This window comes from Pseudoxanthomonas sp. 3HH-4, assembly GCF_006716465.1.
GTDB lineage: Bacteria > Pseudomonadota > Gammaproteobacteria > Xanthomonadales > Xanthomonadaceae > Pseudoxanthomonas_A.
In genome coordinates, this window is sequence record NZ_VFPB01000002.1 from 278,125 (window position 1) to 293,176 (window position 15,052).

The 15,052-nt window shown below is 63.1% G+C and carries 12 protein-coding genes and 1 tRNA gene; 3 read left to right on the forward strand and 10 right to left on the reverse strand.

The genetic code is table 11. The annotated features are described in order from the left end of the window. Positions 1-29: 29 nt before the first annotated feature. The 6 genes from rplS to ffh all read right to left on the reverse strand — a co-directional run bounded on the left by rplS (position 30) and on the right by ffh (position 4,615). A complete protein-coding gene (rplS, locus tag FB548_RS08645) occupies positions 30-437 on the reverse strand; it encodes a 50S ribosomal protein L19 (protein ID WP_142124371.1) in 408 nt (135 codons plus the stop codon). 149 nt (positions 438-586) lie between these two features. Beyond that, positions 587-1,345, reverse strand: coding sequence for a tRNA (guanosine(37)-N1)-methyltransferase TrmD (gene trmD, locus FB548_RS08650; RefSeq protein ID WP_142124372.1), 759 nt, complete (start codon positions 1,343-1,345; stop codon positions 587-589). A gap of 63 nt (positions 1,346-1,408) precedes the next feature. Then, the gene (gene rimM / locus FB548_RS08655) at positions 1,409-1,936 is read right to left on the reverse strand and encodes a ribosome maturation factor RimM (RefSeq protein ID WP_185742041.1); all 528 of its coding nucleotides are present in this window, start codon (positions 1,934-1,936) and stop codon (positions 1,409-1,411) included. A 38-nt stretch (positions 1,937-1,974) separates the two neighbouring features. After that, positions 1,975-2,229 carry a 30S ribosomal protein S16 gene (gene rpsP, locus FB548_RS08660; RefSeq protein ID WP_142124374.1) on the reverse strand — a complete coding sequence of 85 codons (255 nt, stop codon included), beginning with the start codon at positions 2,227-2,229 and terminating at the stop codon, positions 1,975-1,977. A gap of 94 nt (positions 2,230-2,323) precedes the next feature. After that, complete coding sequence (locus FB548_RS08665) at positions 2,324-3,124, reverse strand: aminotransferase class IV family protein (RefSeq protein WP_142124375.1); 801 nt, start codon at positions 3,122-3,124, stop codon at positions 2,324-2,326. A 120-nt stretch (positions 3,125-3,244) separates the two neighbouring features. Further along, entirely contained in the window at positions 3,245-4,615 is a 1,371-nt protein-coding gene (gene ffh / locus FB548_RS08670) for a signal recognition particle protein (protein ID WP_142124376.1), read from the reverse strand. A 98-nt stretch (positions 4,616-4,713) separates the two neighbouring features. Between ffh and ccsA the strand changes: the two genes are divergently transcribed. Both ccsA and FB548_RS08680 read left to right on the forward strand, forming a co-directional pair. Beyond that, on the forward strand, positions 4,714-5,505 hold the full coding sequence (gene ccsA, locus FB548_RS08675; RefSeq protein ID WP_142124377.1) for a cytochrome c biogenesis protein CcsA: 792 nt from the start codon (positions 4,714-4,716) through the stop codon (positions 5,503-5,505). Beyond that, positions 5,502-6,020 (forward strand): demethoxyubiquinone hydroxylase family protein, encoded by a 519-nt coding sequence (locus tag FB548_RS08680; protein WP_221625924.1) that lies wholly within the window; start codon positions 5,502-5,504, stop codon positions 6,018-6,020. The genes ccsA and FB548_RS08680 overlap by 4 nt, the downstream gene beginning before the upstream one ends. 135 nt (positions 6,021-6,155) lie before the next feature. Here FB548_RS08680 and radA read toward each other — a convergent pair whose 3' ends face one another. After that, positions 6,156-7,556, reverse strand: coding sequence for a DNA repair protein RadA (gene radA, locus FB548_RS08685; RefSeq protein WP_142124378.1), 1,401 nt, complete (start codon positions 7,554-7,556; stop codon positions 6,156-6,158). 433 nt (positions 7,557-7,989) lie between these two features. Here radA and FB548_RS08690 point away from each other — a divergent pair, with 433 nt between their 5' ends. After that, a complete protein-coding gene (locus FB548_RS08690) occupies positions 7,990-9,585 on the forward strand; it encodes a heme peroxidase family protein (protein ID WP_185742042.1) in 1,596 nt (531 codons plus the stop codon). A 67-nt stretch (positions 9,586-9,652) separates the two neighbouring features. On the opposite strand, the gene FB548_RS08695 is transcribed toward FB548_RS08690, so the two are convergent. The 3 genes from FB548_RS08695 to FB548_RS08705 form a co-directional block, all read right to left on the reverse strand. Continuing rightward, positions 9,653-9,728, reverse strand: a tRNA-Thr gene (locus FB548_RS08695). 103 nt (positions 9,729-9,831) lie between these two features. Then, a complete protein-coding gene (locus FB548_RS08700) occupies positions 9,832-10,293 on the reverse strand; it encodes a hypothetical protein (protein ID WP_142124380.1) in 462 nt (153 codons plus the stop codon). After that, positions 10,290-14,972 (reverse strand): RHS repeat-associated core domain-containing protein, encoded by a 4,683-nt coding sequence (locus FB548_RS08705; RefSeq protein WP_185742043.1) that lies wholly within the window; start codon positions 14,970-14,972, stop codon positions 10,290-10,292. Before FB548_RS08705 ends, FB548_RS08700 begins: the two co-directional genes overlap by 4 nt. Between the last annotated feature and the right edge of the window lie 80 nt (positions 14,973-15,052).

The following is a 15,052-nucleotide window of genomic DNA, read 5'->3' on the forward strand; positions in this document are numbered from 1 at the left end:
GCCGTTCCTGCGACACGCTTGCGCCGGACTTACTCGGCGGAAGCAGCGGCTGCAGCGGCGGCCTGGCGGGCGACCTTGGCGGCGGCGTTGGCAGCCAGGTCTTCCTTGATGCGGGCGGCCTTGCCTTCCAGTTCGCGCAGGTAATACAGCTTGCCGGCGCGGACCTTGCCGCGGCGCTTCACTTCGACCGAGTCGATGGTGGCGCTGTGGGTCTGGAACACGCGCTCGACGCCGTAGCCGTGCGAGATCTTGCGGACGGTGAACGCGGAGTTCAGGCCGGCGTTCTTCTTGGCGATGACAACGCCTTCGTACGCCTGCACGCGCTCACGGTTGCCTTCCTTCACTTTCACGTTGACGACCACGGTGTCACCGGGGCCGAACGCGGGCAGCTCGCGCGTGATCTGGGAGGCTTCGAATTCCTGGAGGAGCTTGCTCATGTTGGCACCAATGCTTGTATGCGTGATTGTGTCTTGCGACAACGAAAACTGATGCAGTCGCCGAATTGCGCCGCACGATATTGTTATGGGATCCGGGGGCGTGAACCGCCCAAGGGTCGCGCATTCTACCGGATTCCCGGCCGGACTGGCTACCCTGCCCCGTCACCACGGGCCTGAGCTGCCCGGAAGGCGGCCAGCAGGGCCTTGTCGGCCTTGGTCAGGCCCGCTTCGTTCAGCAGGTCGGGCCTGCGCAGCCAAGTACGCCCCAGCGCCTGCTGGCGACGCCAGCGGGCGATGGCGGCATGGTCGCCGGACCGCAGGACCGCCGGGACGTCACCCAACGGGTGGCTGGACGGGTGGGTGAAATGAGGGCAATCGAGCAGGCCATCGCCTTCGAAACTGTCCTGGATGGCCGAATCCGCATCGTTCAGCGCGCCGTCCTGCAGGCGGCCGACCGCGTCGATGACCACGGCCGCCGCCAGTTCACCGCCGGACAGTACGTAGTCGCCGATGGACAGTTCCTCGTCCACCTCGGCATCGAGGAAACGCTCGTCCACGCCCTCGTAGCGGCCGCACAGCAGGATCATGCGCGGCAGCACAGCCAGTTCGCGCGCCTTCTTCTGGGTCAGCGGCGCGCCCTGGGGGCTCAGGTAGATCAGGGGCGCCGGCGCAGCATCCGCGGCACGGACCGCCTCCAGGCAGGCCTGCAGCGGCTCGATCATCATCACCATGCCGGGACCGCCACCGAACGGACGGTCGTCCACACGGCGGTAACCGCCGGTGGCGTAGTCGCGCGGATTCCAGCCATGCAGCGACAGCAGCCCACGCTCCTGCGCGCGCCCGACCACGCCAACGGCGGCCGCCTGGGCAATGAACTCGGGGAACAGGGTCATGACGTCGATACGCATGGCGATCGGCTGCAACTCGATGGGAACGCAGGGTAACCGCCACGGCGGTCGCCGGCGAGGCGGCTAGAACTCGGGATCCCAGTCCACGGTGACCACGCCCGCCTCGAAATCCACCGATCGGACATAGTCAGGATCCACGAACGGAATCAGGCGCTCGCGGTCGCCGCGCGCCACCAGCACATCGTTCGCGCCGGTCGAGAACAGGTGCGATACGGTGCCGAAATCGGTGCCGTCGGCATTAATGACGCGCAGGCCTTCCAGATCGACCCAGTAGAACTCGCCCGCGCTCGGAGGTGGCAGCGCGGAGCGCGGGACGAAGATCTCCAGCCCGCGCATGGCCTCCACCTCATCACGGTCTTCCACGCCCGGCAGCGTGGCCACCAGGTGCTTGCCCGAGGCCTTGCCACGGGCACCAGTGAATTCGCGTTCGACGCCGCTGGCGTCGCGCAGCGTCCACGGCTGGTAGCGGAAGATGGCCTCGCGCGGCTCGGTCCAGGATTCGATCTTGATCTGGCCGCGCACACCAAAAGCGCCCAGGAGCCTTCCCAGCAGAATCATTTTCTGCGGGGTCGGTGGGCGCTCGGTGTTCATGCGTACGGACGGCCGCGCGGTCTGCGCGGCCAAGGCCATCAGGCCGCCGGAGCGGTCTTGATTTCCTTGTACAGGTTGCGGACCTTCTCGGTCAGCTGCGCACCGTTGCCGACCCAATGGTCGACACGGGCCACGTCGAGTTCGACGCGCTTTTCGTTGCCGGCGGCGACCGGGTTGTAGTAACCCACGCGCTCGATGTTGCGGCCGTCACGCGCGCTGCGCGAGTCGGTGACGATGATGTGGTAGAAGGGGCGCTTCTTCGCGCCGCCGCGGGTGAGACGGATCTTGACCATGGTATTTTCCAGTGTTGCCCAGTCGCCAGAATGGCGAGGTAAGCCGACTATTCTAAGCCATTGAATCGGTCAGGAAAACCCACCCCCGGACCGGTCAGGCCAGCGGCACCCACGGGACGCTTTCCAGGGCCGTTTTCAGGCGCGCCATCAGGGTGGTATCAGCCCCCCATGCGACACCATCCAGTGCGATCACCGGCTGCAAGCCACTGGCGTTGCAGGCGAAGCCCGCCTGATAGCCATCCAGTTCCTCAAGCCTGACCGGCCTATGCCGCTGCAGGACACCAGCCTGGTCCAGCGCCTGCTGCAACAGTCGTTCGGCCGTGCCGCGCAGGGCGGGCCCGTTCGGCCAGGTCACGCGGTCCCCGTCCCACAGGCCCAGGTTCCAGATCGACCCCTCGACCACCTGCCCGGTCGGATCGACGAACAGCGCGTCGTCGTACCCGTCCGCCAGCGCCTGGCGGCGGTAGTGGAACAGCGGGAAGGTGCCCACGTGCTTGTACTGCGGCAGCGGACGTACGAACGGATAGGACTTCACCCGCAGCGCAGGCTTGTCCGGCGATGACGGCGGCGACAGCGATACCAGCACGTCCGGGGTGACGATTCGCGCCGGGTCGCGGTAGTCGAAGCGGGTGGAGAACACGGTGATGCGCACGGACGCATCGCGCAGCCCGGCTTCCTGCATCGCGCGTGCGGCCTGCTTCAGCGCATCGTCGCCATCCAGTCGCGTGCCGAACAGCCCCTGCGTCGCCTCTTCGAGACGCCGCCGGTGCAATGCACGACCCTGCACGGCGCCATCGCGCACCTGCATCGAGGTGAAGTGGCCGTAGTTGGCTAGCGCCAGCGCGCGCAGGTCGTCGGCAGTGGCGGGTTGGCCATTGAGGAAAGCGGAGGTCATGCGGCGTATGGCTTTTTCAATGTAGGAGCGACGTGAGTCGCGACCGCGAGAACGAAAACACCATGGAGGCCGACAGCATCCGGTCGCGACTCACGTCGCTCCCACAACAGGCAAAAAGCCTCAGCGGAACGGCATGCCGCCGCGCGCGCCCATCATGCCCTTCATGTTGCGCATCAGGCCCTTCATGCCGCCGCCGGCCAGCTTGCCCATCATTTTTTCCATCTGCTGGTACTGCTTCATCAGCTTGTTGACGTCGGCCGGGGTCAGGCCGGCGCCCTTGGCGATGCGCGAGCGGCGCGAACCGTTGAGCAGCGCCGGATTGCGACGCTCCTTCTTCGTCATCGAATTGATGATGGCGATCATGCGCGGCACTTCCTTGCCCTGCTGCACCTGCTGCTTCACGTGCTCGGGGATCTGGCCCATGCCGGGCAGCTTGTCCATCAGGCCGCTGATGCCGCCCATGTTCTGCATCTGCTCGAGCTGGTCACGCATGTCGTTGAGGTCGAACTTCTTGCCCTTGATGACCTTGGCCGCCAGCTTCTCGGCCTTCTCGCGGTCGACGTTCTGCTCGACCTGCTCCACCAGCGACAGTACGTCGCCCATGTCGAGGATGCGGTTGGCCACGCGCTCGGGGTGGAACACGTCCAGCCCGTCGGGCTTCTCGCCCACGCCGATGAACTTGATCGGCTTGCCGGTGATGTAGCGCACCGACAGCGCCGCGCCACCGCGCGCATCGCCGTCGGTCTTGGTCAGCACCACACCGGTCAGCGGCAGCGCTTCGCTGAAGGCCTTGGCGGTATTGGCGGCGTCCTGGCCAGTCATCGCGTCGACGACGAACAGCGTCTCCACCGGCTTCACCGCCGCGTGCAGGCCCTTGATCTCGGCCATCATGGCTTCGTCGATCGCCAGGCGGCCGGCGGTATCGACGATCAGCACGTCGACGAAGGACTTGCGCGCATCGTCGATGGCGGCGCGGACGATGGCCTCCGGCTTCTGCCCCGCATCTGACGGGAAGAACAGCACATCCACCTGCTGCGCCAGCGTCTTCAGCTGCTCAATCGCGGCGGGACGGTAAACGTCCGCGCTGACCACCATGACCTTCTTCTTGCGCTTCTCGCGCAGGTGCTTGGCCAGCTTGCCCACGGTGGTGGTCTTGCCGGCGCCCTGCAGGCCGGCCATCAGGATGACGGCGGGCGCGGGCACGTTGAGGTTCAGGTCGGTGGCCTGCGAGCCCATCACCGCGGTGAGCTCGTCGCGGACCACCTTGATCAGCGCCTGGCCCGGGGTCAGCGACTTCAGCACTTCCTGGCCGACGGCGCGCACCTTGATCCGCTCGATCAGCGCCTGCACCACCGGCAGCGCCACGTCGGCTTCCAGCAGGGCGATGCGGACTTCGCGGGTAGCCTCGCGGATGTTCTCCTCGCTCAGGCGGCCGCGGCCACGGAGGCGTTCGATGGTGCCGGAGAGGCGCTGGGTCAGGGATTCGAACATGGGGGGAAGGGACCGGGGAAAATCGGACCGGAATTATATGCGGTCGCGCCGCGCCCGCCCCCTGCCTTCCTGCCGGCCCGCTGTGCGACACTGCTCCGATGACAGTCATTCTCATTGCCGTCGCGCTTTACCTGTTCGCCACCGGCCTGCTGGTCCGCTCCGTCGGCCGCGATCCGGGCGAAGGCATGCGCCTGTGGCTGTGGCCCGCGCTCGGCGGCGTGCTGCTGCAGGGCGCCTATCACCTGCTGGTGGCTTGGCGGACGCCGGGCGGCCCGGACATGCATTTCTTCGCGGCCCTGTCCCTGGTGTCGCTGGGCATGGCGGTGATGACGCTGCTGGTCGCGATCCAAGGCCGCATGGCCGCCCTCGGCGTGGTGGCGTTCCCCCTGGCTGCGTTGCTGCTGGTGGTCTACCACCTGTACGGGCACCGGGCCTCCAGCGGGCTGGACTGGCGCCTGCAGCTGCACGCCTGGCTCGCGCTGCTCGCTTACGCGGCGCTGGCCATCGCCGCCTTGCTGGCGCTGATGCTGTGGGCGCAGGAACGCGCCCTGCGCCGGCGCGAGTTCCACCTCTGGCTGCGTGCCCTGCCCCCGCTGACGGAACTGGAAGACCTGCTGTTCCGCACGATCACGGTCGGCTTCATCCTGCTGACCGCCACGCTGCTGACCGGCGTGCTCTTCGTCGAAAACTTCCTGGTCCAGAAGCTGACCCACAAGACCGTGCTCAGCGTGCTGTCGTGGCTGACCTTCGGCGCCCTGCTGGTCGGCCGCTGGCGCTACGGCTGGCGCGGCGCGAAGGCCGTGCACTGGACCCTCACCGCCATGGCGTTACTGCTGTTGGCGTTCTTCGGCAGCAAGTTCGTCTACGAGATGGTGCTGAGGCGCGGTTGAGTACGCCGCTGGGCGACCGGATCCTGAAGGTCGATCACGCAGGCGAACACGGCGCGGTCAACATCTATCTTGCGCAGATCCTGGTGTCGCGGTGGACCGCGCCGCAGTTGGTGCCACTGCTCCGGCATTTCCTCGATCACGAACTCGGTCATCGCACCCTGTTTCAAGATCGCCTCCAGGCACGCGGTGTCCGTCGCTGCCGCAGCTATGTGCTGTGCGGTGTCGGCGGCTGGACGTTGGGATTGGTGACCGGCCTGCTGGGACCATCCGCCATCGCGGCCACCACGTATGCCGTCGAAAGCGTGGTGCTGCAGCACCTGATGGAGCAACGGCAGCAGCTCGCGTCCACCGACGCGGATGCCTTCGATGCGGTGTCTCGCATCGTCGTGGAAGAACAGGAGCATCACGATCACAGCCGTGACGCGATGCACTCCGGCGCTTTCTGGCCGCCGATCCTGACCCCGATCGTGCGCGTCTCGACGGAAGCGGTGATCTGGCTGGGAATGCGGCTCTGATGCTTGTCGCGACCTGCTTCTTGTAGGAGCGACGTAAGTCGCGACCGCGAGATCGACACACCTTGGAGGGTTGGCGCGCGCATCAGCCGTGCGGTCGCGACTTACGTCGCTCCTACAAGGAATCCGCGCCAGCCCCTACTCCGCCGCCGCCTCCAGCGCCTGCGACAGCCGTTCCACCGCCACCACCTCCAGGCCTTTGAAGGTGCCCGACTTCGGCGCGTTGCCCTTGGGCACGATGGCGCGCTTGAAGCCGTGCGTGGCTGCTTCGCGCAGGCGCTCCTCGCCGTTGGGCACAGGGCGGATCTCGCCGGACAGGCCCACTTCGCCGAAGGCCACGGTCTTCTCGGCCAGCGGGCGGTCGCGCAGCGAGGACAGCACCGCCAGCAGCACCGGCAAATCGGCTGCGGTTTCCTGCACGCGAATGCCGCCGACGACATTCACGAACACGTCCTGGTCGCCCACCACCACGCCGCCATGCCGGTGCAACACTGCCAGCAGCATGGCCAGGCGGTTCTGCTCCAGGCCCACCGCCACGCGGCGCGGGTTGGACAGCGGCGAGCTGTCCACCAGCGCCTGCACTTCCACCAACAGCGGACGCGTGCCCTCGCGGGTGACCATCACACAACTGCCCGGCTGCTGGGCGCTGCCGGAGAGAAAGATCGCCGACGGATTGGGCACTTCCTTCAGCCCCTTTTCGCCCATGGCGAACACGCCCAGTTCGTTGACCGCACCGAAGCGGTTCTTGAAGGCACGCAGCACGCGGAAGCGGCTGCCGCTCTCGCCTTCGAAATACAGCACCGCGTCCACCATGTGCTCCAGTACGCGCGGGCCGGCAATGCCGCCTTCCTTGGTCACGTGGCCGACCAGGAACACGGCCGTGCCGGTCTCCTTGGCATAGCGCACCAGCCGTGCCGCACTCTCGCGCACCTGGCTGACCGAACCGGGGGCAGCGGTCAGGAATTCGGTCCACAGGGTCTGCACGGAATCGGCCACGATCAACTTCGGCCGTGCCACCGAGGCGTGTTGCAGGATGTTCTCGATGCCGGTCTCGGCCAGGGCCTGCAGGTTGTCCAGCGGCAGGTCCAGGCGCACGGCGCGGCCGGCGACTTGGGCCAGCGACTCCTCGCCGGTGACATACAGCGCCGGCAGGCTGGCCGACATCTTCGCCACGGCCTGCAGCAGCAGCGTGGACTTGCCGATGCCCGGGTCGCCGCCCACCAGCACCACCGCACCCTCCACCAGGCCACCGCCCAGCACGCGGTCGAACTCGCCGATGCCGGTGCTCACGCGCGCTTCCTCGCTGTGGCGCACGTCCTTCAGCGCGGTGACCTTCGGCGCCTCGGCCTTGCCGGCCCAGCCTGAGCGGCGGGCGGCAGCGGGTGCGCTGGCGGCGGTTTCCAGCACGATCTCGCTGAGGGAATTCCACGCCCCGCAGTCGGCGCACTGGCCCTGCCACTTGCTGTGGTCGGCACCGCATTCACCGCAGACAAAGGCAGTACGGGTCTTCGTGGAAGTCTTGGCCACCGGAACACTCATGCTCGAATGAGCAGCTACTGTAGCCGCCCGCAATCTCGCCTGGCGAGATCCATCGCGAGCGGACGAGGCGACCACGTGGCTGAAGCGCGGGTCGGCGCATCCCATCACGTCGCGGGTACGCGGCCGCCTGTGCCCGTGCGAACCGCACTCGCAGAAGGCACCTCCTATCGCTTTCATTGAGCGACTGAATCACCCGCGCGCCGTGGCGTCGCCGGACAGCGTTAATACCGCGCGAAACCCTCCACTTCTCGACATACGGTAGGCCGGCGCATCGCCACCGGCGCGTTGGCATTCACGCGATGTCGCTGCAAACGTCGCGGTGGTGTCTTTCGATCACGTTCCCGGAAGACGCCATCGCGTCCATCGCACGTGGTGCCGGCGGCGTGCCCCTGCCATGTCGTCGGCACTCCACTTCCGAACATGGAGATTCACCATGGCTGTCAAGAAGAAGACGTCCGCAAAGAAAGCATCCACGCGCGCCCCCAAGGCGACCCGCGTGATCCCGAAGGCCGCATCCGCCGCCGGCAACACGCACGCTTACGGCAAGTGCAGTTACAGCTACGGCGCATCGCCCGCCAGTTGGCCGCAGCACGGCTACGATCCCCGCAACGAGACGCCACCGCCCAAGGGACCAGTGTTCGATCCCGGCCGCTTCGGGCGCATGTTTCCGAACCTGCCCGGGCTGGTGGTGGACGATGCCGTCCTCGCAGCGCTGGGCGATGCGATGCGTGACCCGGCCGGCGCGGATCCCACCCGCGACAATCCCGGCATCCCTTCCGGCTTCACGTATCTCGGGCAGTTCATCGATCACGACATCACCTTCGACCCCACCGCCATGCCGGAAGTGCTGGTGGATCCGCAGGCGGTCTTCAATTTCCGGACGCCCAAGCTGGATCTCGATTCGGTGTACGGCACCGGCCCGTCCACGCAGCCGTATCTGTACGAACCCGGCCGACGCAAGCTGCGCGTGGGCGCCACGCAGACGGGCCAGGGCGACGCATCGATCCCGGCCGGGATGCCGAACGATCTGCTGCGGCTCAATGGCACGGCGGTGATCGGCGATCCGCGCAACGATGAGAACCTGGTGGTCGCGCAGACCCACCTGGCCTTCATCAAATTGCACAACAAGTGCGTCGACAAGCTGGAGGCGGAGGGCTTTCCGCAGGCTGGCCTGTTCACCGAGGCGCGGAAGCTGGTCACCTGGCACTACCAGCGGATGGTGATCGACGATTTCCTGGGACGCCTGTGCGATGCCGCGGTGCTGGCCGACGTGGTGCAGAACGGTCGCCGGTTCTTCGATTTCACCGGGGAGGCGTTCATGCCGGTGGAGTTTTCGGTGGCGGCGTACCGCTTCGGTCATTCGCAGGTACGCAATGCGTACAACTACAACCGCGTGTTCCGGTTCGGGGGCGTGGCGCCGGCGACGCTGGCGCTGCTGTTCCGCTTCAGCGGGGTGTCGGGCAGCGGCAACACGGCGGACATTCCGGTGCCCAGCGACTGGATCATCGACTGGCGGCGCTTCTACGACCTGCCCGGCGGCGGGGTGACGCCCGACGCCACGCGCAAAATCGATCCGCTGCTGGCGGCGGAGTTGCACGGCCTGCCGAATGGGGGTGGTTCGCTGCCCACGCGCAATCTGATGCGCGGTGTACGCATGGGCCTGCCTTCGGGCCAGGCAGTGGCGGCGGCCATGCAGCTGACGCCGTTGACCCCGCAGGAGCTGGGCGGCGGGCTGGATGGGCAGGTGCTCATTGCGCAGGGGCTGGGGAGCAATACCCCGCTCTGGTATTACCTGTTGAAGGAGGCCCAGGTGCAGCAGAACGGTGATCGGCTGGGTCAGGTGGGCAGCCGGATCGTGGCGGAGACGTTCATCGGGCTGCTGGACAGCGATGCGCTGTCGTTCCGTCGGCAGAATCCGCTGTTCGAGCCCAGTCTGTTCAAGCCGGGGGCCACGCCCACGGCGGCGGGCCGGTACACGATGGCGGACCTGCTGACCTTCGTGGACGAGATCAACCCGATCGGGGATTGAGCCAGCGGGCCGTGCTGTGAGCTGAAAGCAGAAGGGCCGCCCCTGCGGGCGGCCCTTCTGGTGCAGCTGGTGCCGGAAATAGGAATCGAACCTACGACCTACGCATTACGAATGCGCCGCTCTACCAACTGAGCTATTCCGGCGGAGCCGCGAATTTTAGGGGTTGGGGTGGGGGCGGGTCAATGTGGGGTGTCGGGGTGGGGGGCGGTAAGCCGTTGGGAAGCCGGGAGGGTGGGTAAGGCCCGGCTAACGTTTCTTGGCGCGCGAGAGGATATCCACCTGAGTCCCCCCAAGCTCTCTTTCAAGTCGAAAGCACTCGCTAGTTCTCCCTCGCGCCAAATCCCTGCAACGCTTCAAGCCCAGAGCAACCTCGCGGTCATAGCTTGGCTCTTTATCAGCGATACTGGAGTACGCCATGAGCATTGTGACGTTCACGTCTAGCGAGTCTGTACTACCAGCCTCCTCTAGAAGCGGCAACCTGGCGCGCTGTCCGTTACTGGCAAGAAGATAGTCAAACCTAGAAGAAGCAGGCCTACGATTCTTCAGCTCCCACGAAACGATATCGATCTGTACATCAATAGGAAGGCGGGTGAACTCCGCCTTCGCCTCCTTATCCTCCAATCGCTCCAGATCACGAAGTGAAAGAGGCTTCTCGGCAGTGCAGCCGGAAGCCAGAAAGGCAAGAAGTAAAGGCATCAGAATCTTCATGGGCATCCGCAACCCAAGCCCTTCTCTTTCAGATCAGAATTAGCTCGCCGACCCATTTCAGCAGCAGGAATTTCCATATTGTGGTTTGCGTAGCCATTCAAGGAACCAAGCGCATAGTCCGCATAAAAAAACAGAGGCTTGAGGTTCAAATACTGCAGCGTATGAACGAGCTCATGCGCTATCAATCCCACGCCATAGTTTGGATTTATCGCGGGATCTATTCCATTTGGAACATCCCTTTCCACATAGACATTGTACCCATGAGTCTGGGCAACCGTGCTTGGACTAACGATGTCTGTGACGTTCCATATGAAGTCACCGAAGCTATGGCCAGTCGCCTGACCTTCTCGAATGTCAATCTTATCAAGAATCTTCGGATCAAAATAATTGGAAAGAAACTGACGTTCACAGTCAGTCAGCGCACGCAATCCCAGAGGATCAATGAAACTTATCGGATTCCCACCCACATAGCCGTAAGTGTTCAACCCACCAGCCAACCCAATCGGATCAGACTGCAGATATCTACCCACCCGGCTATCGTAATCACGGAACCCGTTGTACCAAAAACCCGTTTCCGCATCGAAGTACTGCCCTGGAAATCCGAGATTCAAGGCACCCAAGTTATTGAACACCACCGCGCGGTCAAACGCGTAGTTGGCCGCCGCCCAACGCATGGTGTTGCTGCTATCGGTCACGACCTCTGGACGCCCCAAATGATCGTTGTGAAGGAAGAACAACTGGTTGTTGCGCACCATGGCGATGGGTTCATTGCCCAGCCACAGGTAGCTGCTCCATACGCCATCCGTATACTCGGTCAGCAGCGTATTCTGGGCTGCATACACGAATCGACTGCTCCCCGACGGCCCACTTTTGCCGATGCGCTGGTCCAGCGCATTGAACTGATACGTCGTGGTACCTGCGGCATAACTCTGGTACGCCCGATTTCCTCCACTGAAGTAGCCGACGGCAGCACTGCGTGACGCAGTAATCAGCCGATTGAAACCGTCGTAACCGTAAGTGGTCGTTGAACCTCCCCACGACTGACTGGATCGGTTACCTCTACCGTCATACGCATAGACAATGTCCTCGCTTGCCAGTCGATTGCTGGACGCATCAACCTGATAGGTCGTATTGGCGGTCGCACTCAGCCCTGGCACCCACCAGCTGTGGAACGAGCGATTGCCGTTGGCGTCATAGGAAAAGCTCTGATTTCCAGCAGGCGCGGTAACGCCCGTCAGCCGAGACAGTGCATCGTAGGCAAAGGCTTCGTTGTACTCCGGCCTTGACCAGTTCTGGATCGAAGTGATCTCGTCGTTGACGTTGTAAGTCTGCGTATGACCCACCCACCCGTGGTCATGTGTGATGGTCATTCTGCCGTCAAGGTCATAGCTTCTTTCCTTGATGACGCCGTTGCCGTATGTAAACTGGCCGATGGGACCGGAAGGCTGATACTGCATTCCCGTCGCAACGTTATGGGTCACGCCATTGATGACGGCCTGCATGACGGTCAGCCTGCCTTGACTGTATCCGTACCCCACCGAAACCCCGCTCGGGTAGGTCATGCCCGCCAGCCGGCCAACCGCATCATACGTGTAATGCGTCCACTCATCGCTTGTCGGCGTCCAATCGCGCGTTACGGTGATCTTGCCGTCTTCGCTGTATCCATAGTGCCGTGTCCCGCCGCTATGGTCGGCATTGCACAGTCGACCTTTCCCGTTGCTACACCAGTCGTACCCGAATCCCCTTCCCTCTGTCGGGGTTCCATACCAGGTGAGTCGACCCAACGTATCGTAGTTGTAAGTAAGGGCACTGCCATCATTTCGCACTTGGTGCGTCATCTGGCCGAAAGCGTTGTACTGATAGGTCGTCGTGCCGGTATCCGGACTGGTCAGCGACCACAATTGACCGAATCCATCATACAGATACGTCGTAATGTTTCCCTTGGGGTCCTTGACCCATATGAGCCGATCGCCCAGGTCGTACTTGAACTCCGATACGCCTCCGGCGGCATCAATCTGCTTGGTCAGGCGACCGAGCTTGTCGTACTCCATGCGTGTCTCGCGCCCTAGCGAGTCGATACTGAGAAACAGGCGATCATCCCTGTCGTACCCATAATCCTGGCGCTGCCCGTTATTGCCTCGGCGTGCAATGACACGGCCAAGCTCGTCGTAATCGGTGTACGCACGGTACGAAACGCCGGCAGGCAGTGCCTGGAGTGCCTGCGCAGAAGAAAGGGTAACGCCCGCCATCCCGCTTTTCCGCGCAAGTGGACCAAACTGCGGTATGCAGTCCGGAACCGCTGGAGGACAAGGATCTGTTGGCGGATTGGAGGCGTAGACGACGTCAAGTGTCGTGCTTGGCGTCATGGGACCGAAGGCGACCCCGGCATGGGTCATCTGCCACTGAGATGTATAAGTGCCATATCCGGGCGCTGTGCCTTGGATGCTGAAGGTTGCGGTCTGCCCCGGGAGTACGGTACCGGGCACACCAACCACGCTGATGCCGAAGGCACTGCTGAAATTCTGGCTTGTGGAAACAAGCTTATAACCATCAGCCGTCGACCATGCAGTAGTGCCGGTGTTCTTCAACTGGATATTGATGGTGTAGGACTGACCTACATAAAGGGGAGAGATCGTCTGTCCGATGTACTGGACGCCTGCAACAGGATCGACAGGTGCGTTCGTCAGACGCTCGGCTTCAACAAGCGTTGGCAGCGACGCATTGTTGTAGATATACCGCATCTGTTGGTAGGCGCCGCCTGGTGTTGCCTCATGCGTCGACAGCAAGCGCCCGGCCGTGTCATATCGCATGTGACGTGCATGTGCATCAGGCGTCGTGACAAGGACGAGACGCCCCATCCCGTCATAGGCGTACGTCGTTGTGTGGATAGCACCGCCTACGATGCGCTTCTGAGCCGTGATCCTTCCCCGCGCATCATAGACATACTCGGTAACATCGCCATTGATGCCGGTGATCCGCCCGGGCTGACCGAGTTCGTTGTAGTTGTCATACACCACATTGCCGAGCGCCGACCCCACGCCAACGAGATCACCTTTCGTGCTGTAGCTATAAGTAACAGCATCGGCATTTCCATACAGCGGCCCGTCAACGGTCATGGTGGCAACCATGCCACTGGCATGCTCGGTATAGGTGTAGTAGGTGATCCTGGTTTGATTCAGGCTGGCCGGCACGGCGCTGGACAGGTTCCTGACCGTCGTCGTTTCCAGTCGCTTGCGCGCGTTGTAGCCATAAGTGATCTGGTACAACTCTTGCGTACCGGCCTGGTTATGCACCGTCTCCCTCAAGAGCCGGTTCTCAGCAGGGTCCCATACGTAGCTGGTTGCCCGGGCCTCAGGGGTCCCGGCGGCGACGATTTTCTTGAGTAACTGACCTTTGGCATTGTAATCGTAGTCGGTTACACCACCCTCGTTATCGTAGACCTTGTCCTTGTAGCCATTGGCATCGTAGGTGATGCTTCTGGCGCTCGATGGACAGTTGTTCGAAGCGTGGCCCGTGACCGTTGTCAGCTTCCGGTCGAAGAATGCCTGCGTCGATTGCTTGCCGAGCGGGTTCGTATGCAAGACCGACATCGTCTGCTTGCCGTTCTGGAATCCACTTGTATACGCAAAGGTGTGGCGATCAACGCCACCTGCATGCTCACTGAGAGTGGCGCGGCGTTCCGCGTCATACGCGAAGGTGGAGTAGCGAACGTCGTTGTACGACTTGCCCGTGAGAGCGAAGAATTCAGGCTTCTCGTAATGATAGGTAATGACTGTCGAAGGGGTACCCGGCAGCGTCACCGTGGCCAGAAGATGCAAGCCATCGTAGACCTTCTGATGGCTGTAGGTGTATCGATACGCGTTGCCCACCGGATCATTGATCTGCCGGAGCTCATCGCCCGTCCACACGAACTGTATGAATCGCGTGGAGGTATGGGTAACCCGCTGGAGCTGCGTTCCCTGCATCCCTCCATACGTGAACGTCCACCCTATTCCTTGTTCATCCTTGACCTCCAAGGGCAGCCCACCCGCTCTGTAACGCTCGAGGGTTCCTGCTTCCCCGTACAGCATCCAGGTCCCATTGGCCTGCCGCGCGATCCTGGAAACCGGACTCGCCTTCTCTTCGTAGTAGATGCCGTCAGTTGCCTTGATGTAACGAACTTTCCGCCCATCTGGTCGATGCGCCCAGATCGTGGAGTAGGTGTGGCCCACCTGGCATTCGGCATTGCTCGGAATGGGATAGCAATGGCTCAACCCGTATCCACTGCCGAAGCTTAGCTTGTAATCGAAGTTGGTCTGCCAGTGATAGCCGAAGAGGCCGATACCGTCCCAGTGCTGGTTCCAGGTGCGTTCAAACCTGAGTCCGGATCCCGCAAAATCGACCTCATGCTCGATCTTGTTGCCGGAGGACATGACCACGGGATTACCCGCTGTCGGCTGCTCCTCTTTGCAATCCTGGGGCGCGCTTGAGTCCTTGTCGGACCCACTTTCCAATTGCCCCATGTTCCCGCTGAACTCGTTGCCATTGACGATGCCGCCGGCGGTGCCAAGGGACTCTATTCCCGACCTGTAGACAGTTTGCGGGTTGGGTCGGAAACCATGGACCGGCACTGTCGGAAGATTGGTCGTACCCGCTCCGTTGGGCAGCCTGGGGATGAGGGTATCGTCAACTTGCGCCATCACTGAAGGTGCCAGCGATGCCGACAAGCCAACGAGCGCAGCGCTAGACAGTACGAAGTTTCGTATAGCCGCGAAACATC